Origin of the sequence: Novosphingobium pentaromativorans US6-1 (assembly GCF_000767465.1) — a bacterium.
GTDB lineage: Bacteria > Pseudomonadota > Alphaproteobacteria > Sphingomonadales > Sphingomonadaceae > Novosphingobium > Novosphingobium pentaromativorans.
In genome coordinates, this window is record NZ_CP009291.1 from 740,750 (window position 1) to 766,712 (window position 25,963).

The 25,963-nt window shown below is 63.3% G+C and carries 24 protein-coding genes; 14 read left to right on the plus strand and 10 right to left on the minus strand.

What is annotated here, in order from left to right:
- Positions 1-15 precede the first annotated feature (15 nt).
- The 4 genes from JI59_RS03345 (at position 16) to JI59_RS03360 (ending at position 4,556) form a co-directional block, all read left to right on the plus strand.
- Positions 16-1,521, plus strand: coding sequence for an efflux transporter outer membrane subunit (locus tag JI59_RS03345; protein ID WP_239000587.1), 1,506 nt, complete (start codon positions 16-18; stop codon positions 1,519-1,521).
- Positions 1,522-1,664: 143 nt separating this feature from the next.
- On the plus strand, positions 1,665-1,976 hold the full coding sequence (locus JI59_RS03350; RefSeq protein ID WP_038575456.1) for an FtsB family cell division protein: 312 nt from the start codon (positions 1,665-1,667) through the stop codon (positions 1,974-1,976).
- A gap of 136 nt (positions 1,977-2,112) precedes the next feature.
- Positions 2,113-3,198 carry a pyruvate dehydrogenase (acetyl-transferring) E1 component subunit alpha gene (gene pdhA, locus JI59_RS03355; protein ID WP_007015204.1) on the plus strand — a complete coding sequence of 362 codons (1,086 nt, stop codon included), beginning with the start codon at positions 2,113-2,115 and terminating at the stop codon, positions 3,196-3,198.
- The gene (locus JI59_RS03360) at positions 3,198-4,556 is read left to right on the plus strand and encodes a pyruvate dehydrogenase complex E1 component subunit beta (protein WP_007015205.1); all 1,359 of its coding nucleotides are present in this window, start codon (positions 3,198-3,200) and stop codon (positions 4,554-4,556) included. The genes pdhA and JI59_RS03360 overlap by 1 nt, the downstream gene beginning before the upstream one ends.
- A 113-nt stretch (positions 4,557-4,669) precedes the next feature.
- On the opposite strand, the gene JI59_RS03365 is transcribed toward JI59_RS03360, so the two are convergent.
- Genes JI59_RS03365 through JI59_RS03375 form a run of 3 tightly spaced genes read right to left on the minus strand, consistent with a single transcriptional unit; the run spans position 4,670 to position 6,875 of the window.
- Entirely contained in the window at positions 4,670-5,119 is a 450-nt protein-coding gene (locus tag JI59_RS03365; protein WP_007015206.1) for a TadE/TadG family type IV pilus assembly protein, read from the minus strand.
- Positions 5,119-5,574, minus strand: a complete 456-nt coding sequence (locus JI59_RS03370) for a TadE/TadG family type IV pilus assembly protein (protein ID WP_007015207.1) — start codon at positions 5,572-5,574, stop codon at positions 5,119-5,121. The genes JI59_RS03365 and JI59_RS03370 overlap by 1 nt, the downstream gene beginning before the upstream one ends.
- Positions 5,571-6,875: a pilus assembly protein TadG-related protein gene (locus tag JI59_RS03375; protein ID WP_007015208.1), complete on the minus strand. Its 1,305-nt coding sequence runs from the start codon at positions 6,873-6,875 to the stop codon at positions 5,571-5,573. The genes JI59_RS03370 and JI59_RS03375 overlap by 4 nt, the downstream gene beginning before the upstream one ends.
- A 175-nt stretch (positions 6,876-7,050) precedes the next feature.
- Between JI59_RS03375 and JI59_RS03380 the strand changes: the two genes are divergently transcribed.
- Positions 7,051-7,725 carry a hypothetical protein gene (locus JI59_RS03380; RefSeq protein ID WP_007015209.1) on the plus strand — a complete coding sequence of 225 codons (675 nt, stop codon included), beginning with the start codon at positions 7,051-7,053 and terminating at the stop codon, positions 7,723-7,725.
- Positions 7,726-7,798: 73 nt separating this feature from the next.
- Complete coding sequence (locus tag JI59_RS03385; protein ID WP_007015210.1) at positions 7,799-8,257, plus strand: EF-hand domain-containing protein; 459 nt, start codon at positions 7,799-7,801, stop codon at positions 8,255-8,257.
- A gap of 6 nt (positions 8,258-8,263) precedes the next feature.
- On the opposite strand, the gene trmFO is transcribed toward JI59_RS03385, so the two are convergent.
- A complete protein-coding gene (gene trmFO, locus JI59_RS03390; RefSeq protein ID WP_007015211.1) occupies positions 8,264-9,640 on the minus strand; it encodes a methylenetetrahydrofolate--tRNA-(uracil(54)-C(5))-methyltransferase (FADH(2)-oxidizing) TrmFO in 1,377 nt (458 codons plus the stop codon).
- Between the two features lie 142 nt (positions 9,641-9,782).
- Here trmFO and JI59_RS03395 point away from each other — a divergent pair, with 142 nt between their 5' ends.
- Positions 9,783-10,433 (plus strand): lysoplasmalogenase family protein, encoded by a 651-nt coding sequence (locus tag JI59_RS03395; RefSeq protein ID WP_038575458.1) that lies wholly within the window; start codon positions 9,783-9,785, stop codon positions 10,431-10,433.
- Between the two features lie 3 nt (positions 10,434-10,436).
- On the opposite strand, the gene JI59_RS03400 is transcribed toward JI59_RS03395, so the two are convergent.
- Positions 10,437-10,805 carry a DUF952 domain-containing protein gene (locus JI59_RS03400; RefSeq protein ID WP_007015214.1) on the minus strand — a complete coding sequence of 123 codons (369 nt, stop codon included), beginning with the start codon at positions 10,803-10,805 and terminating at the stop codon, positions 10,437-10,439.
- A complete protein-coding gene (gene gyrA / locus JI59_RS03405; protein ID WP_007015215.1) occupies positions 10,802-13,564 on the minus strand; it encodes a DNA gyrase subunit A in 2,763 nt (920 codons plus the stop codon). Before gyrA ends, JI59_RS03400 begins: the two co-directional genes overlap by 4 nt.
- Positions 13,565-13,900: 336 nt before the next feature.
- Here gyrA and JI59_RS03410 point away from each other — a divergent pair, with 336 nt between their 5' ends.
- Positions 13,901-15,280, plus strand: coding sequence for a hypothetical protein (locus JI59_RS03410; RefSeq protein ID WP_007015216.1), 1,380 nt, complete (start codon positions 13,901-13,903; stop codon positions 15,278-15,280).
- 148 nt (positions 15,281-15,428) lie between these two features.
- On the opposite strand, the gene JI59_RS03415 is transcribed toward JI59_RS03410, so the two are convergent.
- Entirely contained in the window at positions 15,429-16,082 is a 654-nt protein-coding gene (locus JI59_RS03415; protein WP_007015217.1) for a carbonic anhydrase, read from the minus strand.
- A gap of 83 nt (positions 16,083-16,165) precedes the next feature.
- Here JI59_RS03415 and lipA point away from each other — a divergent pair, with 83 nt between their 5' ends.
- On the plus strand, positions 16,166-17,104 hold the full coding sequence (lipA, locus tag JI59_RS03420) for a lipoyl synthase (RefSeq protein WP_007015218.1): 939 nt from the start codon (positions 16,166-16,168) through the stop codon (positions 17,102-17,104).
- A gap of 40 nt (positions 17,105-17,144) precedes the next feature.
- On the plus strand, positions 17,145-17,591 hold the full coding sequence (locus JI59_RS03425) for a type II toxin-antitoxin system RatA family toxin (RefSeq protein ID WP_038575460.1): 447 nt from the start codon (positions 17,145-17,147) through the stop codon (positions 17,589-17,591).
- Positions 17,592-17,713: 122 nt separating this feature from the next.
- Here JI59_RS03425 and JI59_RS03430 read toward each other — a convergent pair whose 3' ends face one another.
- Genes JI59_RS03430 through JI59_RS03440 form a run of 3 tightly spaced genes read right to left on the minus strand, consistent with a single transcriptional unit; the run spans position 17,714 to position 19,989 of the window.
- Entirely contained in the window at positions 17,714-18,223 is a 510-nt protein-coding gene (locus JI59_RS03430) for a CinA family protein (RefSeq protein ID WP_007015220.1), read from the minus strand.
- Position 18,224: 1 nt separating this feature from the next.
- Positions 18,225-18,794: a hypothetical protein gene (locus JI59_RS03435; RefSeq protein ID WP_007015221.1), complete on the minus strand. Its 570-nt coding sequence runs from the start codon at positions 18,792-18,794 to the stop codon at positions 18,225-18,227.
- A 10-nt stretch (positions 18,795-18,804) separates the two neighbouring features.
- Positions 18,805-19,989 carry a bifunctional 2-C-methyl-D-erythritol 4-phosphate cytidylyltransferase/2-C-methyl-D-erythritol 2,4-cyclodiphosphate synthase gene (locus tag JI59_RS03440; RefSeq protein ID WP_052117825.1) on the minus strand — a complete coding sequence of 395 codons (1,185 nt, stop codon included), beginning with the start codon at positions 19,987-19,989 and terminating at the stop codon, positions 18,805-18,807.
- Positions 19,990-20,069: 80 nt separating this feature from the next.
- Between JI59_RS03440 and dusB the strand changes: the two genes are divergently transcribed.
- The 4 genes from dusB to JI59_RS03460 all read left to right on the plus strand — a co-directional run bounded on the left by dusB (position 20,070) and on the right by JI59_RS03460 (position 25,917).
- Positions 20,070-21,086 carry a tRNA dihydrouridine synthase DusB gene (dusB, locus tag JI59_RS03445; RefSeq protein WP_007015223.1) on the plus strand — a complete coding sequence of 339 codons (1,017 nt, stop codon included), beginning with the start codon at positions 20,070-20,072 and terminating at the stop codon, positions 21,084-21,086.
- Entirely contained in the window at positions 21,083-22,210 is a 1,128-nt protein-coding gene (locus tag JI59_RS03450; RefSeq protein WP_007015224.1) for a two-component system sensor histidine kinase NtrB, read from the plus strand. The genes dusB and JI59_RS03450 overlap by 4 nt, the downstream gene beginning before the upstream one ends.
- Positions 22,207-23,634 carry a sigma-54-dependent transcriptional regulator gene (locus JI59_RS03455; protein WP_038576884.1) on the plus strand — a complete coding sequence of 476 codons (1,428 nt, stop codon included), beginning with the start codon at positions 22,207-22,209 and terminating at the stop codon, positions 23,632-23,634. The genes JI59_RS03450 and JI59_RS03455 overlap by 4 nt, the downstream gene beginning before the upstream one ends.
- A gap of 111 nt (positions 23,635-23,745) precedes the next feature.
- Entirely contained in the window at positions 23,746-25,917 is a 2,172-nt protein-coding gene (locus tag JI59_RS03460) for a HAMP domain-containing histidine kinase (protein WP_038576887.1), read from the plus strand.
- Positions 25,918-25,963: the final 46 nt, after the last annotated feature.

The window sequence follows — 25,963 nt, forward strand, 5'->3', positions numbered from 1 at the left end:
GCCATGCCTGAAAACGTGAAACTTCGTCGCCTGAGCCTGATCGTCGGCCTTGCTGCCTTGAGCGCATCGCTGGCCGGCTGCACCGTAGGTCCGGACTTCGTCAGTGCCACTCCGGATGCCCCGCAGGACTGGGCAAGCTGGCGCAGCGGAGACCCTTCCCTGGTGGCAGCCGCAAATACCGACGCCGTCATGCCGGCCAACTGGTGGACTTCGTTCAAGGACCCGGTCCTCGACACCCTTGTCGATGAAGCCCTCGCAGCCAGTCCGGACCTCGAGACGGCAGCCCTGCATTTCGCGCAGGCGCGTGTGCAGCGCTTGGGCACGGCTTCGGCCGCTGTGCCGCAAGTGGGCGCCAGCGCGGACATCAGTCGCCAGCGACAGAGCGAATACGGTGCTGGCACCCGCCTTTTCAATGCCATCGGGCCGAACCGGGATGCCCTGGCGAAGCTGCTGTCACAACCATTCACGCTCTTTCGCGGTGGCTTCGATGCGTCCTGGGAGCTGGATTTATGGGGCAAGGTGCGGCGTTCGATCGAGGCGGCGGATGCCTCGGTCGCGCAGCAGGGAGCCTTGCTGGACCAAGCGCGCCTGAGCGTGGTGAGCGAAGTCGCTTCGACTTATTTCGACTTGCGCACCTCCCAGCGCGATATCGCCCTGCTGCGCGAGGACATCGCCTTGCTGCGCGACCGAATCTCGCTGGTACGGGCGCGCGTCGAAGGGGGTGTCGACGCTCACGGGGACCTCGACCGCGAGGACGCGGCATTGCAGGGCATGGAAGCCCGCTTGCCCGCACTGCTTGCGCAGGAGGCCGCACAGGCCAACGCAATCGCGCTGCTGCTGGGCAAGATGCCGGGCAGCCTCAAGGAATCGCTGGCGTCTGGCGAGGGGCATACCTTTCAACTACCGCCGGATCTCTCGCTGGGCCTGCCTTCGGAAGTCGCCCTGCGTCGTCCCGATGTCCGGGCGGCCCAGGCCGGGCTGCATGCGGCGACCGCGCGGATCGGCGTGGCCGTGGCGGACCTCTATCCCAGCATCCGGCTCGGCGGCGGTTTCGGATTGGAGTCCTATCGCAGCGCGAACCTGTTCGACTGGGCAAGCCGCAACTGGTCCTTCGGTCCCAGCCTCGATCTGCCGCTGTTCGATGGCGGGCAGCGGCGCAGTGTCGTCAAGCTGCGTAAGCTGGAGCAGCGCGAGGCGGCAGTCTCGTTCCAGCGCACGGTCCTGAAATCCTGGCAGGAGATCGATGACGCCCTCAACCGTTCGGCCGCGGCGCATCAGCAGCACGATAGCCTGCTCCGGAAGCTGGAGCGGATGCAGTCGACTTTCGACATTGCGCAGGCGAGCTATGACAGCGGTGCAATCAACTATCTTGGGCTTATCGACGCGAAACGATCGCTCATTCAGGCACGCAAGGAACTGTCCGATAACGAGGGGCTGCTGCTCGCCAGCTACGTCGCCGTCAACAAGGCCATCGGCAATACTCCGGAGATTCCCGTAGCAAGCGCCGTTGCTCATCGCTGATCGAGGCTTCGCGCCAACACTTATCAACATCATTCCTTGCATCGCATTGCAGGAACTGCGGGACGGACGCTGTGCGCGCGGTGCGATAAGGCGTACTGAATAGTGCTTGCAACGCGGAATCACTTGTGATTCTATCGCTTCCCATGAGGACCATGCGCCCCGAACCCAACATTGCGAAAGAGCGACTCGTGCAGGGCCTGTCCCTGGCGGTGCTTTTGCTCATGGGCGCATTTGTTATCGCCGGGCCGAGCGGACTGATCGCATGGGGCGAAAATCAGCGCCTGCTCGAACAGCGCCGCGCCGACCTTGCACAGCTCAAGGTTGAACGGGCGCGGATCCAGAACCGCGTTGACCTGCTCGATCCCAGGAATGTCGATCCGGATCTTGCCGGCGAATTGCTGCGGGGCAATCTGAACGTCGCGCGCTCTGACGAAATGGTGATGCTGATCCCCTGATCCGGTGACCTCAGGTCAACCGAGCTGGCGATAATTTTTGTTCCGGAATTCGTATTTTCCCTCTCGGGCGCTTTCGCTTTGTCCACCTCTTTCCTATACCGCCCGCAACTGATCACATCGACGATGGGGAGCCTCATTGCCCAAAGCCAAAACTGACGCCCAGCCCGGCGCAAATTCGACCGGGTCGCCGGCAGAGGATCAGGACTTCGTCCTGCGCAGCCTCCAGGAGGCCCATGCGGCCGACCGCCGTTACAAGGCAAGCAAGGAAGAGCTTCTCAAGCTCTACGAGCAGATGCTGCTCATCCGCCGTTTCGAGGAGAAGGCCGGCCAGCTTTACGGCCTCGGCCTGATCGGCGGTTTCTGCCACCTCTACATCGGCCAGGAAGCTGTCGCTGTCGGCCTGCAGTCCGCGCTCGACGGCAACAAGGACTCGGTGATCACCGGCTATCGCGACCATGGCCACATGCTGGCCTACGGCATCGATCCGAAGGTCATCATGGCCGAACTGACCGGACGCCATTCGGGTATCTCGAAGGGCAAGGGCGGCTCGATGCACATGTTCAGTGTCGAGCATCGCTTCTACGGCGGCCACGGCATTGTCGGTGCACAGGTCTCGCTCGGTACCGGTCTCGCTTTCGCGCACAAGTACCGTGAAGACGGCGGCGTCGCGATGGCCTACTTCGGTGACGGCGCGGCGAACCAGGGCCAGGTCTACGAGAGCTTCAACATGGCGGCCCTGTGGAACCTCCCGATCATCTTCGTGATCGAGAACAACCAGTACGCGATGGGCACGGCCGTCGCCCGTTCGTCGGCAGAGACGCACTTCTACCGTCGCGGCACTGCATTCCGCATCCCCGGCATGCAGGTCGACGGCATGGACGTGCTCGAGGTCCGCAAGGCCGCCGAAGTCGCGCTCGAGCATGTGCGCGGTGGCAACGGCCCCGTGCTGATGGAACTCAACACCTACCGCTATCGCGGCCACTCGATGTCCGACCCGGCGAAGTATCGCAGCCGCGAGGAAGTCCAGGGCGTGCGCGACAAGCGTGACCCGATCGAGCATGCCAAGGCCGAGCTCATGGAAATGGGCCTGGACGAGGCCGAACTGAAGGCGATCGACAAGCGCGTTCGCGCCCAGGTCGCCGAATCCGCCGACTTTGCAGAGAATTCACCCGAGCCCGATATGTCCGAACTCTATACCGACGTCCTGGTGGAGCGTTACTGATGGCGATCGAACTGAAGATGCCCGCGCTCTCGCCGACGATGGAAGAGGGCAAGCTTGCCAAGTGGCTGGTCAAGGAGGGTGACGAAGTCTCCTCCGGCGATATCCTCGCCGAGATCGAGACCGACAAGGCGACGATGGAATTCGAAGCCGTCGATGAAGGCACGATAGGCAAGATTGTCATTGCCGAAGGTACCGAGAACGTGAAGGTCGGCACCGTGATCGCCGTCCTTGCCGGTGAAGGCGAAGATGCGTCGGCCGTGGCCGAAAGCGTTTCGCAAGCTCCTGCCCCGGCGCCCGCTTCCTCCGAGCCTGCCAAGGCAGAAGAAGCCCCGGCCTCTGCGCGCAAGGATCCGGAAGTGCCGCATGGCACCAACATGAAGACCTCGACCGTTCGCGAAGCCCTGCGCGACGCGATGGCCGAGGAAATGCGCCGCGACGAACGCGTCTTCGTGATGGGCGAGGAAGTCGCCGAGTACCAGGGCGCCTACAAGGTGACCCAAGGGCTGCTCGAGGAATTCGGACCCAAGCGTGTCATCGACACCCCGATCACCGAATACGGCTTTGCCGGCATCGGCACCGGTGCGGCGATGGGCGGCCTGCGTCCGATCGTCGAGTTCATGACCTTCAACTTCGCCATGCAGGCGATTGACCACATCATCAACTCGGCTGCCAAGACGAACTACATGTCCGGTGGCCAGATGCGCTGCCCGGTCGTGTTCCGCGGCCCCAACGGCGCGGCTTCGCGCGTGGGCGCGCAGCACTCGCAGAACTACGGCCCGTGGTATGCCAACGTGCCCGGCCTCGTGGTCATCGCGCCGTACGACGCGTCGGACGCCAAGGGCCTGCTCAAGGCGGCGATCCGCAGCGAAGACCCGGTGGTCTTCCTTGAAAACGAACTGATCTACGGCCGTTCCTTCGAGCTGCCGGAACTTGACGACCATGTCCTGCCGATCGGCAAGGCGCGCATCATGCGCGAGGGCAAGGACGTCACCATCGTTTCGTACTCCATCGGCGTCGGCCTGGCGCTGGAAGCCGCCGAACAGCTGGCCGGCGAAGGCATCGATGCCGAAGTCATCGACCTGCGCACCCTGCGTCCGCTCGACAAGCAGACAATCCTGGAAAGCCTCGCCAAGACGAACCGCCTTGTCGTTGCCGAGGAAGGCTTCCCGGTCTGCTCGATCGCTTCGGAAGTCATTGCGATCTGCATGGAAGAAGGCTTCGACGATCTCGACGCCCCCGTCCTGCGCGTGTGCAACGAGGACGTTCCGCTGCCTTATGCGGCCAACCTTGAAAAGGCCGCGCTGATCGACACGCCCCGCATCGTCGAGGCAGTCAAGAAGGTCTGCTACCAGGGCTGAGCCCACAGACTTTCAGGCCAGGAATGACAAGGGCCGCCGGTATCATCCCGGCGGCCCTTTTTCATGGCGTGGACGCTGCATCGATGCAGCACGCTGTCAGAAGGGAAGGGTGGTCAGCTGTCCTTGAGCAGGAAGACGGGCCGCTTGTACTTGATCTGCAGCAGGTTGCCCGGGACGAAGGCCAGGTAGTCCGGCGCATCGTAAGTGACACTGATCTGCATCTCGAGGGCATCGGCGATCCGGCTCGTCTGCGACGTGACGGTAATGCCCAGTCGGTCGGTATTGAGATTGTACCGTGAACCGGCCCCGCGCGAGCGCATCCAGGTTGAAATCAGGTCGGCCTGGCTCGCATGGCCTCGTTGATACTCGACCACAGCAAATCGCGCGCCATCCGAGGCGAGGTTGCGGATTGCGTTCCAGTTCTGGATCTGCATCCCGATCTGGAGGACGCCGATCAGCAGCGTGAAAAAGAGCGGCGCGAGCAGGGCGAACTCGACGAGAACCCCGCCGCGTTCGTCCCGGTGGAAGCGCGCAAGGCGCCGCTGCGAGAAGAAGCCTCCCATCACTGCACCTGGATCGTGCGCTCGACACGATAGTTCAGGGCCTTGCCCACGCCGAAGCGGGTCCAGATCGGCGTGTAGGTATCGGTCACGTCGAGCAGGACATATTGATAGATCGGCTGATCGGTGTCGCAGGTGGATGCATCCGCAGTCAACTGGCTGGAGAGGTTGCAGCGAAACCGCTGCTGCAGGGTCACCTCGTTGTCGGCGAGACCGAGCGAGTCCCTGATGACGCTCTTCATCGTGTCCGAGGATGTGCCAGAACCGGCTGCGGCGGCCAGCACGATGCCTTCGGCCTCGCTCGCTGCGCTCTGCAATTCCTGCTGGCGCGAGACGATCCGGCCGACTTCGAAGGTACCGAGCGCCATCAGCACGATAACCGGTGCGACGATGGCGGTTTCAACGGCCATCACGCCTTTCAGGTCGCTAACCATGCGGCGCAGGCCATGACCGATCATGCCACGAGCCTCACGATGGGAGTGGAGGTGCCGAGCAACGAGCTGTCGTCGTAGTCGCACAAGGTGCGAAGGTAGGCGCTGCCGCGAATGTCGAGCGTATAGGCCGAGATCTGGAAGCACAGCTTGCTGGTGGTGCCGGAGTCGCCGTTGATCTGGACGTCACCGTTGGGAAGGTAGAGCACGCCCTCGATGTTCAGGTTGGTGTTGCCGTTGATCTGGTGCGAGGCAGGCTCGGTTTCATCGGTCTTGTCCTCCATGAACAGCATCTGCGAAAGGCGATCCGCATCGGCCGCATAAGGCGTGCTCTGGAAGTCGGCAGCCTGCATCGGCGTCAGCGTTATCGAGCCCGTCGCCCCTTCGCCGCCCAGCTTGATTTGCGCGCCTTTGCGCAGCACGAACAGAACGTTCTTTCCCACGACCGTTGCGTTGGTGGACAGGTCCAAGGTGCCGCCATCGATGAAATAGATGCCCGAGTTGAAAGTCGTGGCGCACTTGGCGGTATAGCCGCCGACATATTTGCCGGGAAAAAGATTGGCGATCGCCTTGTTGCCATTGCCATCGCAGTACTTGGCCTTTGTCTGGTCCGCAGTGCTGGAATCCGGCTCCGGGATGGGAATGTCGGAATAGACGTCGGTGAGGCCAGAAGCATTTTCTGTGACCGTTCCTTGGAGGCTCTCGGGTACGTCCACTGTACCGCATGCTGCAATCGAGGTGGTCTCGACCGTCGCACTGCCGTCGATAGTGATGGCATCGTCGCTGCATGAAAGGGCGCCCAGGCCGCAATTGGCAATGACGTGTGCGTTACCGCCGATCTGGAATGTGGTGCCGTCCTGCTTCAGGGTGATCAGGCAGGCATGGAACTTGTTGCCTTCCTTGAAGCGGGCCTGCGCGCGCGCCATCACGGTTGCCGACTGGTTGAGCAGCAAGCCGGTGAAAGGCAGCTTCTTCGTCGCCGTAGCCGTTACCAGAACGCTGTTCGCCGTGCCGCCATCGAAGTTCGCCAGGCTGATCGTGGGAGCGCTCGCGAAAGAGGCGGTGATCTTCTGATTGGCGTTGAATTCCTGCTTGGCGCGCGTTTCGTAGTCGGCATCGTCGCTGTAGGCCAGCGCCCATGCGCCGCCGATTGCGGCCTGGTCGACCGAGTGTTGCAACTCGCGCTGCCACATGTACCATTGGGCTGTGTCGACGCCATAGCCCATGGCTCCGATGAGGGCGGGCATGCCGAGCGCCACCATCATCATGGCGTTGCCGCTCCTTGCGGAGAGCAGGCTTTTCATCAGGCAGCGGATCCGTCGGAACATCGGAAATATCCTCAAGGCGCCTCAATCGAATATTCACTATCTCGGGCAACGAGATTTGCATTGAATGAAACATTTTAGTTAACCCTTGTTAAATGGTGTTGCATTTGGGCGTACTTGCACAACCGGCCTCGCAGGTTAGAGAGGCGCTGTGTCACAAGATTCCCCCCCGCGACCGATGTCCGCAAACGCCATCGAAGAGAGCTTGCTTGCCAGTTTGCCGCTGAGCCAAAGACTGGCGCTGGCCTATGCCCCAGGCTCGGCGCGCCTGCCCACGCTGGCCCTGTTCGCGCTCGATACGCGTCTGGCCGGGCTGCTGCGCCATTCCAAGGAGCCGATGCTGGCGCAGCTGCGCCTTGCCTGGTGGCGCGAGAACCTCGATCGCGATGCATCCGAATGGCCTGCGGGCGAACCCTTGCTGGCCGCGCTGCGCAGTTGGGACGGCCAGCACAAGGCGCTCTCGGCGCTCGTCGATGGCTGGGAAGCCTTGACCGGGCATGCGCCCTTGCCGCCCGAAGCCTTGGGTCAGATGGTAGAGGGGCGCGGGGCCGCATTCGCGGCGTTGGCCTCCGCGCTCGGCAGGCCGGGCGAAGCGCAGGCTTGCGCCACGATCGGCCGGAAATGGGCGATGGCCGACCTCGCCACGCGCCTGCGCGACAAGAGCGAGACCGAGGCCATACGTGCCATGATCGCAGAGGACGCGACGCGCAGCCCGCGCGTTTCAAGACCGCTGCGGCCGCTACTCGTGCTGCACGGTCTTGCGCAAACTCGGCAGGCCAGGGGCGATGAGAAAGCCGCGCAGTCCCCCGCGGCGCTGCTCAAGGCCATGCGGCTCGGTATTCTGGGCTTTTGACCTGCTGACCAGATTGTAATTTCAAAGGCGGAGACCATCGCACTAGGCATCGCGGGGTGATGCAGAGGCGTTCGTGAACAGACTGGTCCTGGGCGCGCTGGCTGCGCTACTGCTTGTCTCGCTCGGCCTGTTCTGGATGCAGGGCCGCGCCGAAGTGGAGGAGGGCGCCCCGCCGCCTGAGGAAGCTACGGCGCAACCCGACGAATTTCCAAGCGCGGCGATAGAGGATCTGGTCGGCCCGGAACCGCCCGAAGCGACCGAACTCAGCCGCGAGCAACGGCGCTTTGCCCGTTATGACCATGACAGCGACGGACGCATCACCCGCAACGAAATGCTGTCGACCAGGACCGCGGGATTCCGCAGGCTCGACAAGGACGGCAACAACCTGCTCACGTTTGAGGAATGGGCCGTCACGACCGTCGACAAGTTCGACCATGCCGACGTCAACGGCAACGACTGGCTGACGCCGGAGGAGTTCCGCCGCACGGCGCCGCCGCGCCGGTCCGGTCCCAAACCGCGTTGTTCGTGCTGAAGCGCTTCAGGCCGCCGGGGCCAGCGTTTGCAACCAGGCGCCGATGTCTTGCTTGGCCCGCTCGGTATACGCTTCCTTGCGCTGCTTCTTCTTGACCTCGTGAAGCGGCGGAAACAGGCCGAAGTTCACATTCATCGGCTGATAGCTTTCGGCCTCAGCGTCGCCGGTAATGTGCGAGAGCAACGCGCCCATCGCCGTCGTCGGCGGCGGTCCCTGCCACTCGAGCCCACCCAGTTCGGCAGCGGTCATCAGGCCGGCCATCAGACCGACCGCGGCGCTTTCGACATAGCCCTCGCATCCGGTGATCTGCCCGGCAAAGCGAACGTGCGGCGCGCTCTTGAGCCGCAGCTGCCGGTCGAGCAGGACCGGCGAATTGAGGAAGGTGTTGCGGTGCAGGCCGCCCAGGCGAGCGAATTCGGCCTTTTCGAGCCCGGGAATGGTGCGGAACAGGCGGACCTGCTCGGCATGCTTGAGCTTGGTCTGGAAGCCCACCATGTTCCACAGCGTACCCAGCTTGTTGTCCTGGCGCAGTTGGACGACGGCATAGGCCCAGCGCCCGTTGGGATGTTCCTCGGTCGCCCAGTGCGGGTTGTCGAGCCCCACCGGCTTCATCGGCCCGAAGCGCAGGGTGTCGACACCGCGTTCGGCCATGACCTCGATCGGCATGCAACCGTCGAAGTAGGGGGTGTTGGCTTCCCACTCCTTGAACGCGGTCTTTTCGCCATCGAGCAGGGCCTGGTGGAAGGCCAGATACTGGTCCTTGTCCATTGGACAGTTGATGTAGTCCTTGGCTTCCCCGCCGAACTTGGAGGGCTTGTCCCAGCGCGAGGCCTTCCAGCAGATGTCCATGTCGATGGTGTCGTGGTAGACGATCGGAGCGATGGCATCGAAGAAGGCGAGGCTATCCGAGCCGGTCGCCTTGCCGATGCTGCCGGCCAGTGCTTCGGCCGTAAGCGGCCCGGTGGCAACGATGGTCAGGCCGCTATCGGGCAGGGTGTCGATGCGCTCGCGCACGATGTCGAGCGTCGGCAGCGACTGGAGGCGGGCTTCGACTTCGGCGGAGAATACCTCGCGGTCGACTGCCAGCGCCGAACCTGCGGGCACCTGCGCCTTGGCAGCCGCAGCCATGATCACCGAATCGCAGCGGCGCATCTCGTGATGGAGCAGGCCAACCGCGTTCTTCTCGTCGTCGTCCGAACGGAAGGAATTGGAGCAGACCATCTCGGCCAGGCCGTCGGTCTGGTGCGCCGGGCTGCGTTCTCCCGTGCCGCGCATTTCTGACAGGCGCACGCGAAGGCCGCGCCGCGCGAGTTGCCAGGCCGCCTCGCTGCCTGCGAGGCCGCCGCCGATAATGTGAACGTCGTATTCGGGTTGTGCTGTCATGGGCCAAGGCCCCTAGCCGCTCTTTGCGCGCAGCGAAAGGGAATGCAAGTTGGGCGTGCCGGGACGAGGGGGATTGCATGGCAGGCCAAAACCGTGACAAGCGCAGTCGACGAATTCGGCCCCGGACAGGAAGACCCAGCGAATGCCAAGGCGCGCACTCATCGAAAGAAGGCCCTGGCTGCTGGGCAGTGTGCTTGCCGCGCTGGCTTTCATCTGGCTCGAAAACAGCCGGTTTCCGGGCCTTTACCTGCTTGGCCTGAAAGCCGCGCCTCTGCTATTGCTCGCGGTCTATGCCGTCCTGCGCCATCGCGGCAACGACACCCGTATGCTGGCGGGAATGCTGGCATGCGAAGGGGTCGGAACGGCCCTTTACGACTATCTCCCTTACGCCTCGATCGTCCTGATCATCATCGGCTTCGGCCTGGGGATCGGGCTTTTCACCTCGCATCGCCGTGCGCAGTTGACCGGGTCGCAGAAAGCCGCCGTCACCGCGATCCTGCTGATCACGCCGGTGATCGGTTTTCTCCTGGCATCGCCCGAAATGCGGATGACTGCGCTCGTCTTCATGGTTGCCGTTGGCGGCATGGCCGCAAGCGCCTGGGCGAGCACCTTTCCGCGCTACCGGGTGGGGGCAGGGGCTGTGGTCATCATGGCCGCGAACCTGCTTGCCATCGCAGCGGGGGGCCTCATGCAGCGTGAGCTGTGGATGGCGCATTTCGCCTGGCCGCTGTTCTACTTCGGCAACCTGATGCTTTCCACCGGCGTGACCGTGGAACTGCGCTCACGCCGATAAAGGTCAGTCGAGCCCCGGCAGGATGACGCATCCCGAAGTATCGCGCCAAACCGGGCCGTGCGCGGTAACGGCGCTGAGCGGCAATGGTGCGTAAAGGTGCGGGAACAGCGCGCCTCCGCGCGAGACTTCCCACTTGAGCGCGTTGGCGACCGCCGCAAGGTCGACGCAGGCGATATGCAGGTCCTCTTGTCCGGCGAAGTGTTTGTCCAGTGTTCCCTGGACTTGTCCCGCGGCGGACAAATGCACGAAACCATCGGCAAGATCGACCGGCGCCCCTGCAAAACTGCCGTTTTCGAGCAGCTGTGCCATCTGGGCCCCGGTCAGGATCTTGTAGGCCAATGTCTCGGTGGACACCGGCCTTTCGTCCGTCATTCTCCGGCTTCCGGAGCCTCGGGGGCTTCCGGTGCCTCCGGCGCTGCGCCGTCTGCCACGTCAACTGCCTCGCCGAGTACTTCGTCTTCTTCGCTGGCCTCGTCGAGGCGCACGGCACTGACGACGTGCTCGTTGGCCGAGACATTGAACAACCTGACACCGGCGGAATTGCGGCCGATTACACGCATGGTTTCCAGCGGCAGGCGGATCAGCTTGGCCTGATCGGTCACCAGCATGAGCTGCTCGGCCTGGCTGGCCGGGAAGCTTGCCACGACCGGCCCGTTGCGGGCGATATTGTCGATATTGGTGATGCCCTGGCCGCCGCGTCCCGTGCGGCGATATTCGTAGGCCGAGGACATCTTGCCGTAGCCGTTGGCGCAGACAGTCAGGATGAACTGCTCGCGTTCCTGCAATTCGGCGAAGCGCTCGGCCGAGAGATCCGGTTCGCCTTCCTTCTCGCCCTTCCACGGAGCGTACCTGAGGTATTCCTCGCGCTCTTCGGATTCGGTGCCGACGCGGTGGAGGATCGACAGCGAAATGACGCGGTCGTCTCCCTTGAGCGTCATGCCGCGCACGCCGGTGGATGTGCGGCTCGTGAATTCGCGGACCTGATCGCCGGCGAAGCGGATCGCCTTGCCCTGGCGAGTGGCGAGCAGGACATCGTCGGTCGCCTCGAGGAGGGCCACGCCGATCAGGTGATCGTCGGCATCCTCGTCGAACTTCATCGCGAACTTGCCGTTGGTCGGAATGTTCGAGAAGGAGTCCATCGAATTGCGGCGGACATTGCCCTTCGAGGTGGCGAAGACGACGGAGAGCTTGCCCCAATCGGCCTCGTCCTCGGGCAGGGCAAGGACGGTCTGGATCGTCTCGTCCTTGTCGAGTGCCGGAAGCAGGTTGACGATCGGACGGCCGCGCGTGGTCGGACCACCCTCCGGAAGTTTCCAGACCTTCAGGCGGTAGACCTTGCCCGCGGTCGAGAAGAACAGGACCGGGTTGTGGGTCGAGGTGACGAACATGGTCGTCACCGCGTCCTCGTCCTTGGTCGCCATGCCGGCGCGGCCCTTGCCGCCGCGGTTCTGGGCGCGGAACGTCGAGAGCGGCGTGCGCTTGATGTACCCGTCCATGGTGACAGTCACCACCATGTCCTCGCGCTCGATCAGATCTTCGTCCTCGATCCCGTCGAAGGCGGCGGTGATCTCGGAGACACGTGGGGTCGCGTAGGCATCGCGTACTGCCTGAAGTTCCTCACGCATCACGTTGTAAAGCTTGATTCTATCGGCGAGGATCGAGAGGTATTCCTCGATCGCAATGGCAAGCTCCTTGAGCTCGTCGCCGATTTCGTCGCGGCCCAGCGCAGTCAGGCGGTGCAGGCGAAGTTCAAGTATCGCCTTAACTTGCGTCTCGGACAGGCGATAGGACCCGCCATCCTCTTCAGCGCTCGGTTCGATTGCCTCGACGAGACGAATGTAGGGCGCGATATCGCCGATCGGCCATTCCTTGGCCAGCAGCTTCGCGCGGGCATCGGCCGGGTTCGACGAACCGCGGATCATTGCGACGACTTCGTCGAGGTTCGAAACCGCGACGACGAGGCCGAGCAAGATGTGCGCGCGGTCGCGGGCCTTGTTCAGTTCGTACTTGGTGCGGCGGGTGATGACCTGCTCGCGGAACTGGATGAAGGCCTGCAGAATATCGCGCAGCGAGAGGATTTCCGGGCGTCCGCCACGGATCGCCAGCATGTTGGCGGCAAAGTTCGACTGGGCAGGAGTGTTGCGCCAGATCTGGTTGAGCACGACTTCGGGCGAGGCGTCGCGCTTGAGATCGACGACGACGCGCATGCCTTCGCGGCTCGATTCGTCGCGAATGTCGGAAACACCCTCGATCCGCTTGTCCTTGGCAGCCTCGGCGATTTTCTCGACGAGGTTGGACTTGCCGACCTGGTAGGGAATCGAGGTCAGCACGATCGAGCGACGGTCGCCGCGGGCTTCCTCAATCTGGTGGCGGCAACGCATCATGATCGAGCCGCGACCGGTCATCGCAGCGTTGCGCGCGCCGCCCTGGCCGAGGATCAGCGGAGCGGTCGGGAAATCCGGCCCCGGAATGATCTGGAACAGTTCTTCCGAGGTGATGCCCGGATTGTCCATCATCGCGAAGCAGCCGTCGATCACTTCGCCCAGATTGTGCGGAGGGATATTCGTGGCCATGCCGACCGCGATGCCGCCGGCGCCGTTGACCAGCAGGTTCGGATAGCGTGCGGGCAGGACCTGCGGCTCGTTCTCCGCCCCGTCGTAGTTGGGCTGGAAGTCGACCGTATCCTTGTCGATGTCCGCCAGCAGCGCATCGGCCACCTTGGCAAGGCGCGCCTCGGTATAACGCATCGATGCCGGCGGATCGGGGTCCATCGAGCCGAAGTTGCCCTGGCCGTCGATCAACGGCAGGCGCATCGACCAGTCCTGCGTCATGCGCGCCAGCGCGTCGTAGATCGCGGCGTCACCATGGGGGTGATACTTACCCATGGTGTCACCGACGATACGCGCCGACTTGCGGTAGGCCTTGCCGGAAACGAACCCGTTTTCGTGGCTGGTCCACAGGATGCGACGATGCACCGGCTTGAGGCCGTCCCGCACGTCGGGAAGCGCGCGGCTCACGATCACGCTCATCGCGTAATCGAGATAGCTCGTCTTCATTTCATCGACGATGTCGATGCGGGTGTACTCACCCTCGGGGCCGGTATGTTCTAGAGTGTCGATGTCGTCGCTCACGCGCTGTGTCGTTCGTTGCTTCGATGAGAAAGGTGATGTTCGGCACTAGGACATGCGCCAGGCGAATGCCACTGAAACAGCCCGTGCGAAGGCGCTGAGTGCATCTTTTTCCACACTTATGGGTTGAAACGCCCTGAGGACGGTGCGGGCGCGTGGCGGGCCTGCCTTAACGCTTGCGGCGAAACGCATTCAAACAGCGTTCAGCGGCGGCTCTCTAGGTGGAAAGCGAGGTTGCCAAAGGCGCATTTCCCCGTCAGTACCTGCGCCGTGCATTTTCGAGACCCCGCTTGAGGGTGTGGGTCACTGTGTCTGATGACTTGAGAGGAGTTGGCCTTTATGGCTCGCAAGTTCCTGATTTCCCGAGTTGCCCTCGCGATGGCGCTCGCCGGTGGCATGGCTGTCGCTGCTGCCCCGACCACGGTTGCCGCAAAAGAAAAGAAGGCAGCCAAGGCTTCTTTCTCGAAGGAATATGCAGCCGTTGCGGCCGAAATCGACAAGACGGTCACCGAAGCGCAGAACGATCCTGCGGTGAAGGCCGCTTCGGACAAGGCGCGTGCCGCCAAGACCGACGCCGAGATGGCCGCCGCCCGTGCCGAGGTGGACGCCGCGATGGGTGGCATCCTGGCCAAGCTCAAAGCCGCCGATGCAGCCGCGACCGAGCCGCTCGACAAGCTCAAGCAGGGTGAACTCACCCGCAACGTCGGCATCTTCATGAGTGATGTCGGCATGCAGCACCGGGGCCTGGTGATGATGGCCGAAAGCGGCGCGATGAGCCCAGAGAGCGCTGGCCAGGTCCAGTATCTCGCCGGTGTCACGGCCTATCAGGGCCAGCAGTACGCCGAAGCGGCGCGCTGGCTTCAGGCTGCGTACGATGGCGGTTACCGCGATCCGCAGGGCATGCTCCAGGCCGTTCTCGCCGACTCGTACAAGCGTTCCAACAACCCGCAGGCGGCCCTGGCCATCGTGCACAAGGAACTGGAAGCGGCCAAGGCGAGCGGTGCCAAGCCGAACGAGACTTCGATCCGCACCGCGCTGCAGGCTGCCTACGACGCCAAGCAGCTCGCGCCGTCGGCTGACTACGCCGCGATGCTCGGCCAGTACTATCCGCAGCCCGATAGCTGGAACGCCGCGATCTCGGTTGTTCGCCAGCTAGCCTCGCTGCCCGGCAAGGAAAACCTCGACCTGATGCGCCTGATGTATGTGACGGGCGCAATGAAGGACAAGCGCGACTATCTCGAGTACATCGAGAACGTCGATCCGCGCGCCTATCCGGGCGAAGCGCTCAAGATCATGAATGACGGCATTTCTAAGGGCAAGCTCAGCACGGCCGATCTTGCCGGCGAAAAGGCCAACACCGAATCGCGCGTGTCGGCCGACAAGGCCTCGCTCGCCGCTCAGGAGCGCGACGCGATGAAGCCGGGTGCCACCGGGGCCACGCTGGCCGGGACCGGCGACGTCTTCCTCAGCTACGACCAGCCCGCCAAGGCAGAGACTTTCTACACCATGGCGATGGGCAAGCCGGGCGTCGACGCCAATGCAGTCGCGATGCACCTCGGTATGGCGCAGGCGCTGCAGGGCAAGTACGCCGAGGCGCAGGCCAACTTCGCCAAGGTGAGCGGTTCGCGTGCTCCCGTCGCCAAGCTGTGGACGGCCTATGCTGCGAGCAAGACGACCCCGGCGGCCGCTCCGGCGGCTGCAGCGGCACCGCAGTCCTGATCGGATCCGGGCCGCTTCCGGGCGGCCCCTCCATCACGCAAAAAAAGGGGCGCCGGATCGATCGATCCGGCGCCCTTTTTCAGTGGCCCTGTCCGTCTCCTGTCCCCGAGTGGACAACGAATGTCCACCGGGGGCAATGGCGCAATTCTCAGGAAACCGCTTCGAACTTGCCGGTTTCGCCATCCATCAGGTGCAGGATACCGTCGGATATCGCAAAGTAGGCCCCGCGCAGGGTCAATTCGCCGCTCTTCACCTTGCGGCGCACGCACGGGAAGGTCATCAGGTTGTCGAGGCTGACCTTGACGGCAGCTTGTTCCATCTGGCGCTCGGCAGGCCGCCCCTCGGTACCGAACTCGTCGGCGACTGGGCCGCGTGCTTCGTCGAGCAGCGAGATCCAGTTGGCGACGAAACCGCCTTCGCCCGGCTCGTTGCCGTGCAGTTCCTGGGTCAACGCGGCCTTGCAGCCGCCGCACATGCCGTGGCCCATGACCACGACTTCCTTGACCTTGAGCACCTGCACCGCGAATTCGAGTGCTGCCGAAACGCCGTGATGTCCGGGAGTAGTTTCGAACGGAGGCACGAGAGCGGCGACGTTGCGTACGACGAAGATCTCGCCGGGATCGACATCGAAGATCTGCGAGGGATCGACGCGGCTGTCCGAGCAGGCGATGATCATGACTTCCGGCTGCTGGCCTTCGCGCAGGCGTTCCCAGCGTTCGCGATTGGGGGTCCAGCCGGTCTGGCGAAAGCGGCGATAGCCGTCGAGAAGGTGGTCGAGGACATGATCACTGGTTTCGGTCATGGGGAGCTCCTTGTTTACGCCCGCATCCCATAAACGGGATATTCGGGCTGGCAAGGGCGCAAACTTGAGACTATCTGGGCCCCATGAACGATCTTTCTTCTGTTCCGCAGTCCGAACCGAAACCCGAGCGGCAGCGCAAGCCGGATTGGATCCGGGTCAAGGCGCCGACGAGCAAGGGCTACGGCGAAACCCGCCAGCTCATGCGGGATCTCAAGCTCAACACCGTGTGCGAAGAAGCGGCTTGCCCCAATATCGGCGAGTGCTGGACCAAGAAGCATGCGACGGTCATGATCCTGGGCGACACCTGTACGCGCGCCTGCGCGTTCTGCAACGTCAAGACCGGGATGCCCGGCCGGGTCGATGTGGATGAGCCGGCGCACGTCGCCGAGGCGGCTGCCAAGCTGGGTCTGGAACACATCGTCATTACCTCGGTGGACCGCGACGACTTGCCCGACGGCGGTGCCAGCCAGTTCGTCAAGGTGATCGAGGAACTGCGCAAGAACACGCCTTCGACCACCATCGAGATCCTGACCCCGGATTTCCGCGGCAAGATGCGTCCGGCGGTGGAAGCGATCGTGACTGCGCGTCCCGACGTCTACAACCACAACCTCGAAACGGTGCCTAGGCTCTACCCGACGATCCGTCCGGGAGCGCGCTACTACGCCTCGCTTCGCCTGCTCGAGGAAGTGAAGAACCACGACCCCTCGATCTTCACCAAGTCGGGCGTGATGCTCGGCCTGGGTGAGGAGCGCCTCGAAGTGCACCAGGTCATGGACGACATGCGCAGCGCCGACATCGACTTCCTCACCATGGGGCAGTATCTGCGGCCGACGCCCAAGCATGCCGAGGTGAAGGAATTCGTCACGCCGCAGGCCTTTAACGCCTATGGCGCCATCGCGCGGGCAAAGGGCTTCCTGCAGGTAGCCGCGTCGCCGCTGACCCGGTCGAGCTATCACGCTGGTGAGGACTTCGCCGAAATGCGGGCGGCACGCGAAGCAAGGCTGGCCAAGGGCCGCAAGTAATGTCCCGCGCAGACAATGCCATGACGGGCGAGGCCTGAACGTGCCCGGAATCCACGAAGTCCACCGGTTACCTTACAGCGCCGAGCAGATGTTCGATCTGGTCGCCGATGTCGGGCGCTACCAGGAATTCCTGCCCTGGGTGGTCGCCACCCGGGTCAAGTCGGACAACGGCAGCGAAATGGTCGCCGACATGCTGGTCGGCTTCAAGGCCCTGCGCGAGAAGTTCACGTCGCGGGTCGAGAAGCGGCGGGCAGAGGAGATCAAGGTCCACTACGTCGATGGACCGATGCGCGATCTCGACAATGTCTGGCGTTTCCATCCGGTCGATGCGAACAGCTGCGATATCGAGTTCGACGTGCGCTTCTCGTTCCGCAATGCGCTGTTCGAGAAGCTCGCCGGACAGTACTTCGACAAGGCTTTTCGCAAGATGGTCGCGGCTTTCGAGACCCGGGCCCACGAGCTTTACGGCGAGCCCCAGGCATCCTGAGGTTACGAAAAGTAACTTAAGTTACAAAAGGTGATCAATTTGCGTTACCTAAAGTGACTCACTGGCTCCACTGAATAACTTTAGGTAACCGAAATGTCTGCAGGCCGCAGGCATCCGCGGCTTCAGTCGACCTTCGGGAGCAAGAGTTCGAGAGCGACGATGGCCGCCTGATGCCGGATCTCGGCGCGGGTCTTGCCTTCGATCAGCTTCTGTTCGGCGTTGACTTCCTCCTCGCCGCGAATGGCGCAGGCGAAGACGACGGTTCCGACCGGCTTCATGTCAGAGCCACCTTCCGGACCCGCAACGCCGCTGATGGCGACTGCTATATCGGCCCGGCTCTCGCGGATCGCACCTTGTGCCATGGCCCAGGCGGTTGCGGGCGAAACGGCGCCGAAGGTTTCGAGAATGTCGTCCTGGACGCCGAGCAGCTCCTGCTTGGATTCGTTCGAATAGGTCACGAACCCGCGGTCGAGCACTGCGGACGAACCGGGGACTTCGGTCAATGCCGCGCAGACAAGTCCGCCCGTGCAGCTCTCGGCAAGGGCGACCATACGCCCGATCGCCTTGTTCTCGGTTATGACGCGCTCTGCGAGATCGTAGAGGTCTTGCGGAAAAAGTACGTTCTTGCCCATGTCAGCTCTCACAGATGGCAAAGCCGCCAAGGCTTGCCGGCTTGTCGGCGGCCTGCGCGGCGCTTCGGCCCGCTTGCGCGCCGATTTCGACGAACAGCGCTATCAGGCCAGCGGTATTCTCGGGCGGAAGCGGGGACAGCAGGTCCAGCGCAAGATCGATCTTGTCGCACGATTTGAGTTTGATGTTCTGCTCAACCATCCCTTCGACGGCGATATCGACCATCGGCCGCAGCGACTCATCGGGAAGCTTGCGGGTGAGTTCACCGAACTGCGCGTCTTTTGCACTGCTCAGTTTCAGGAAGGCAGCACGCGCATCGGGCCAGTACCGGCTCTTCTGCACGGCGTACCGCGCCTGCAGTTCCGCGCCGTGGGTCCGCAGATAGGAACTGGCGGGCAACTGCGATTGACACCGCTTACCTGTCCCGCTGATGACCTGCGGCAGGGCGTAAGTCAGCAGCGAGCGGGCCTCGGTCTTGCTCAGGCAGACGGGCTGCGCGGCTGCGGCCATGCCCGGAGCAAGGGCCAGCATCGTTGCCATCACGCTCACCGCAGCTTTCGTACCTTTTCTCATGATCGTCCCTTCACATGCGGCACAGGCAGACGGCGGCCTGCGCGGCAATGCCCTCGGAGCGCCCGGTGAACCCGAGCTTCTCCGTCGTAGTGGCCTTGACGGCGATCACGGCGGGATCGACGTTCAGTATGTCGGCGAGGCGGGACCGCATGGCATCGCGGTGCGGTCCGAGCCTCGGTGATTCACATATGATGGTGATGTCAGCATTTCCAAGGCAATAGCCCGCATTGGCTACGAGTTTGCCCGCATGGGTGAGAAATCGGTCCGACGACACCCCGCGCCACTGCGGATCGCTGGGCGGGAAGTGCTGGCCGATGTCGCCCGCACCGATCGCGCCGAGCAGGGCGTCGACGAGGGCGTGGATCGCCACGTCGGCGTCGCTATGACCGGACAGGCCGTGGCTGTGCTCGATCCGGATGCCACAGAGCCAGAGTTCCTCGCCTTCGACGAGGCGGTGGACATCATAGCCCGTCCCGACCCGGACCGGAGGCGCCGAAGGCTGGAAATCGGAGGCGAATGTCAGTTTGTGCAAGGCTTCGTCTCCTTCGACGAGCGCGATCTCGACGCCGTGGGCCCGTGCGACCTGGGCGTCGTCACCGGCATTGGAGGCGGCTGTCCAGTTGCGATGGGCTTCCAGTATCTCGGGAAAATGGAAAGCCTGCGGCGTCTGGACCCGGCGCAGCGCTTCGCGGCGGGCGGGGGCGCCCATCACCGGTCCGGAGGCCCCGTCCTCGCAATGGGCGATGCTGTCCACCACGGACAGCACCGGAATAACGGCCTTCGAAACGTCGAGAGCCTCAAGGATTCTGCCAATGACACCAGGGGACAGTGCGGGGCGCGCTGCATCGTGGATGAGGACCCGGTCAGGCTTGTCGGCAACCAGGACTTCGAGGCCGAGCCGAACCGATTCCTGCCGTGTTTTGCCGCCGACGGCGAGTTGCACGCCTGCGATGCCGGACAGTGCCTGCCGCGCCAGTTCCTCGCCACCGTGCGGGACCATGACGAGGATCGGGGCAAGGCCAGCTTGCGCCAGGGCTTCGACGGAATGGCGCACGACTGGCTTGCCGCGCCAGTTCGCAAACTGCTTGGGAAGGGACTGGCCAGCCCTGATTCCCTGGCCGGCAGCAACGACAATGGCCGCGGCGCGAGGGCCTTGCCCGATGTTAGCGGGAGTGGATGAAGTGTCCTGTGACATCGCGATTGCCGGTAATCGCTTGCCGTGATGAGGGCAATCCACTATGCGCTGCCTGTTTTTTAGGCAGTAGTGCACGTTTTATGACCCAATTGCCCCAGCCCCCGGCGCTCAAGCCCATCAAGGTCGGTCCCGTCACGATCGACTGCCCGGTCGTGCTCGCTCCGATGACGGGCGTTTCCGACCTGCCTTTCAGAAGGATGGTGCGCGGGTTCGGTTCGGGACTCAACGTCACCGAGATGATCGCCAGCCCGGCAGCGATCCGCGAAACGCGGGTCTCGATCCAGAAGGCGATGTGGGACAAGATCGAGGATCCGGTCTCGATGCAGCTCGTCGGCTGCGAACCTGAACAGATGGCCGAAGCGGCGAAGCTGGTCGAAGACCGGGGCGCTGCGATCATCGACATCAACATGGGCTGCCCGGTGCGCAAAGTCGTGAATGGCGATGCCGGCTCGGCGCTGATGCGCGACGTCCCGCTGGCAACCCGGTTGATCGAGGCGACGGTGAAGGCGGTGAGAGTGCCTGTCACCGTCAAGATGCGCATGGGCTGGTGCCATGACAGCCTCAACGCGCCGGAACTGGCCCGGATCGCCGAGGATCTCGGCGCGCAGATGATCACGGTCCACGGCCGCACCCGCAACCAGATGTACAAGGGCGAGGCCGACTGGGCCTTTGTCCGCAGCGTCAAGGACGCGGTTTCGATCCCGGTGATCGTCAACGGCGATATCTGCACCATCGACGATGCCGCGGTGGCCCTTGAGCAGTCCGGCGCCGACGGCCTGATGATCGGGCGCGGATCCTACGGTCGGCCATGGTTTCTCGGACAGGTCATGCAGTGGTGGCGCGGACAGCCTGTCTCGGCCGATCCCAATGTCGCCGGACAATACGAGATCATCCGCAGCCACTACGAGCAGATGCTCGAGCATTACGGCGCTGATACCGGTGTCAAGATGGCCCGCAAGCATCTGGGCTGGTACATCAAGGGCGTGCGCGGATCGGCGGAATTCCGCAACAAGGTGAACTTCATCGCCGATCCGGACGAAGTTCTGCGCGAACTGGCTGAATTCTACGCCCCTTACCGGGAGCGGCAGGCCGCATGAGCCTGCTTTCCCGGACGGTCCTGCCTGAGGCCAACCGGCTGCTGGCTAGCCTTCCTCATGCCGTGATCCTGCTGGAGCCGGGTTTGCGGATCGCCTCGGTCAACCCGGCGGCGGAACAGTTCTTCGGCCAGTCTCTGCGCCGCCTGGTCGGCAGTACTCTTGCTCAAGTCATGTCGTTTTCCGACCCGCGGCTGCTCGAACGGCTCAACGATTTCGAGACGCCGGTTTCCGCGCGCGAAGTCGTTGTGGCGCTGAAAGGGCGCGGCGCCCGCCGGATCGACATCAATGTCGCGCCCGTGGCCGATACGCTCGGGTGGCAGGTGCTGACGATCCACGACAACAGCGCCACCGATGCGCTTGGGGACGATTCCGGCGGGATCGACAATGCCGTCCTGCGCGGGCCGGAAATCATGGCCCACGAAATCAAGAACCCGCTTGCCGGGATTCGCGGCGCCGCGCAGTTGCTTGCCCGCAAGGTCGATGAACGCGACCGGGCCCTGACCGACCTGATCACCTCGGAAGTCGACCGCATCGCCAATCTCATCGACCAGATGCAGAAACTTAGCCGCCGCACGACATCGCCGGTCGAACCCTGCAACCTGCACGAGGCCGCGCGCCGCGCCATCGACGTGATCGATGCAGCCTCTGCAACCCAGCCAAGCCCGGTCCGGCTCATCGAGGAATTCGACCCGTCGCTCCCGGCGGTACTCGGCAGTCCGGACGGGCTTGTCCAGGTCATCATCAATCTCGTTTCCAATGCCATGGAGGCGTGCCGGGAGGTCGATGACCCGAGGGTCACGATCCGAACGCGCTTCGCAAGCGGCCTGCAGTTGCATACGACGGATTCCGGCAAACCGGTGCGTCTGCCGGTAGAACTGCGCATTTCGGACAATGGCCCGGGCATCGACCCTTCAATGCGCGACCACATCTTCGAACCTTTCGTGACGACCAAGAAGTCGGGGCAGGGGCTCGGTCTGCCACTGGTTCGCAAGCTGGTGCGAGACATGAATGGGCGCATCACCCATGAGCGCGACGAAGAGGCGGGGCTGACGCATTTCCGGCTTCACTTGCCGCTCGCCCGCGAGACCCGCAAGAAACTCATGAAGTGGAGGTCCGGCACATGAGCGTGTTGCTCGTCGAAGACGACATGTCGATCGCCATCGTCATCACCGCGGCGCTCGAGGCCGAGGGCTTCGACGTGAAGCACTGCCAGACCATCGAGGAACGCGATCGCCTGCTCTCGCAGCACACGTTTTCCGCCATGGTAACCGATGTCATGCTGCCCGATGGCGATGGCATCGAGACGATCGGCCGGGTGCGTTCGCTGCGGCCCGACATGCCGGTGCTCATTCTCTCCGCGCAAAACACGCTCGATACCGCCGTGCGCGCAACCGATACCGGCGCCTTCGAGTATTTCCCCAAGCCTTTCGACATCGATGAACTCGCCCGCACGGTCAGGCAGGCGGCGGGCAATGGGCAGGGCAGTGTCCACGATGGGGACGAGCCGCTGGGCGACGGCCTCCCCCTGGTGGGGCGCAGCCCGGCCATGCAGTCGGTGTTCCGGATGATCACGCGCGTCCTGCGCAACGATCTTACGGTGCTGATCCTCGGCGAATCCGGCACCGGCAAGGAGCTTGTTGCAGAGGCGATCCATCAGCTGGGTAACCGGCGGACAGGGCCGTTTATCGCGGTCAATACCGCGGCCATTCCGGCGGAGCTGATCGAAAGCGAACTGTTCGGCCACGAAAAGGGAGCCTTCACCGGCGCCGTCGCCCGGCATGAAGGCAAGTTCGAGCAGGCCGCCGGCGGCACTCTGTTCCTCGATGAGATCGGCGACATGCCGATGCAGGCGCAGACCCGTCTGCTTCGCGCGCTGCAATCCGGCACCGTGCGCCGCGTCGGCGGCCGCGAGGAGATCAAGCTCGATGCGCGTATCATAGCCGCGACGAACAAGGACCTGGAGCCGGAAATCGCCGCCGGCCGCTTCCGCGAAGACCTGTACTACCGTCTCAATGTCGTGCCGATCAGCATGCCGCCGCTGCGCGACAGACCCGAGGACATCGAAGTTCTCGCCCGCCACTTCCTCCAGCATGCCGCGAACGAGGGGCTTCCGAAGCGCCAGCTGACGCAGGAGGCGGCAGAACTGCTGCGCAAGCAGTCCTGGCGCGGCAATGTCCGCGAACTCAAGAACTTCATCTATCGCCTCGCCCTGCTGGCGCGAGAAGACGCGATCGACGTCGAGAGCATCGTTCCGCTGCTCGCCGCCGATGGCCAGGGCCCCCAGACAGGCGCGACCGCCGTTGCGGGAGGCGAAGTCGATATCGACACTGCCGTTTCGCAGTGGCTTGCCGCCGAACGGCCTGCCGACGGCTCGATCTATGCATCCGCCATGGCCGCATTCGAGCGTCCGCTCTTCGCGGAAATCCTGAAGGAAACCGGTGGCAATCAATTGCGCGCTGCTCATGCCCTGGGGATCAATCGCAACACCTTGCGCAAGCGCCTGAGCGAACTGGAAATCGATCCGGAGGCGTTTACCCGTCGGCTATAAGTCGAAATCGGTGGAAAGGCTCTTGCGACGCCGCAACAGTAGTGTTGTAACGGCGCAACGATGATCGAGGAATCCGCAAAGAAGCGCGCATGGCCTCGCTGGTGGCGTCGGATGCAAGTCGGGGCGCGCCGGGCGAACTTCTTCGCGATGATGGAGGTGCTCTCCGTCGTTGCGTTCCTGATCATGACCGCCACCACGTGGTTTGCGCTGAACAATGGGGCGGACAAGGGACAGCTCCTGCCTTCGAACATCACCGCATCGCTGCTGATCGGCACACTGGTGCCGGCCATGGCCATATTGGTGCTGCTGGGTCGGCGCATGGCGCTGCGGCGAGCGGCAGACCACATCGGCGGCACGGGCCGCATGCATGTGCGTCTCGTGTTCATTTTCTCGCTGATTTCGGCGATTCCGACGCTTCTGGTCGTGGTCTTCGCGTCCTGGCTGTTCCAGTCAGGCGTCGAGTTCTGGTTTTCCGACAGCTCGCGCGGGCTGCTGGAGAACGCGAACAAGCTGGCTCGCGGCTACTACGAGCAGACCCAGCGCGACGTCGGCTACGAATCCGTGGCGATGGCCGAAGACGCCCGCACGATGCTCAGCGAATACCCCATCGCGAGTCCGGCGTTCCAGGCGTTCTATGCCGATCAGGTCTATCGCCGGAACCTGAGCCTTTCGGCGATCATCCAGGTCGGTGCGGACGGCCGCCAACGCACGCCGATCATCGTCGATCCGGAAGGCAATTCGGAAGACAAGCGGATCGGCGAGGACGTTCTGGAACGGCTTGAGCAGGGCGAGCCGATGGTGGTGACGTCCAATGCCAACAAGATCGTTGCCGTCGTGCCGATTGAGCGCGATTCCGGGGTGTACCTCTACGCAGCGCGAAGCAACGACCTTGTTTCGCTCAGTCAGGGGCAGCACGCAGAGAACATCGTGCAGGCCTACGAGGTCCTCTCCAATCGCGCCCGCGTCCTGCAACTGCGCTTCAACGTGGCGCTTTTCGTTGCCTCGCTTGCGCTTGTCGGACTGGCTGTTTGGTTCGCGCTCAGGTTCGCTGATCGCCAGGTCAAACCGCTTTACGAGCTGGTTGACGCTGCGCGAAGCGTCGGCAGCGGTAATTTCTCGCTGCGAATTGAAGGACGAACGGGCGCTGACGAGATCGGGCTCTTGAACCGCGCGTTCAATCGCATGACCGCCCAGATCGAGAAGCAGACCCAGGCGCTGCTGGGCGTCAATCGACAGCTTCACGAACGACGCGTCTTTATCGAGGCGGTTCTCGAATCCGTTACTTCGGGCATCATATCGCTCGATGAGCAGGATCGGATCCTGCTGATGAACAGCATGGCCCTCAAGCTGCTCACTGATCGCGACAAGGAAGTGCCGGAAGGCATGGCACTGGCGGAACTGGCGCCAAGCCTTGCCGATCTGGTGGAGAAGGGCGGGGCAGCCGGCATCGTGCAATACAATCGCAATGGCGAACTGCTCACCCTTGCCGTGAAGACAAGCCGCGATGCCACCGGCCATGTCATCACTTTCGAGGACATCACGCGCCAGTTGCTCGACCAGCGAACTGCAGCCTGGTCCGATGTCGCCCGCCGGATTGCGCATGAAATCAAGAATCCGCTAACCCCTATACAGTTGGCTACTGAAAGGCTTAGCCGCAGATATCGCAAGCAGATCGTTGATAATCCTGAACTTTTTGAAGACTTGACGCGTACCATAATCCGCCAGGTGGGCGATCTGCGCAAGATGGTGGACGAGTTCTCTTCCTTCGCGCGCCTGCCCAAGCCCGTCTTCCGCGTCGAGGATCCTGTCGCCCTTACGCGCCAGGCGCTCTTCCTGCAGGAAGTCGCGCGTCCCGACATCAGGTTCTCGTTCTCTAGCGACGCAGGGATCGGAACCATCGATTGCGATCGCCACCAATTCGGCCAGGCAATGACCAATGTCCTGAAAAATGCGGTTGAAGCCATTGAATCAAAGTCAAAAGATGCGCCCGAAGATTGGCAGGGCAAAGTCACCGTGGCGGTGACCGCTGACGAGGATTCCATCGTCGTGCGCGTGGCCGACAACGGCATCGGCCTGTCGCAGGATCGCGAACGGATCATCGAGCCCTACGTCACGACCCGCGAGAAAGGCACCGGCCTTGGCCTCGCCATCGTCAACAAGATCATCGAGGAGCACGGCGGGGATATGCAGTTCACGCCGACCGATGGGGGCGGAACCACTGTCACGATGCGGTTCGCTTCCGATCCTCTGGCGCAGAGCCGCAAGCCGGAGGCGGCTGAGTGACACTCGCAATTCATCCATTCAAGTTCATGCAAACAAAGAAGAAAAG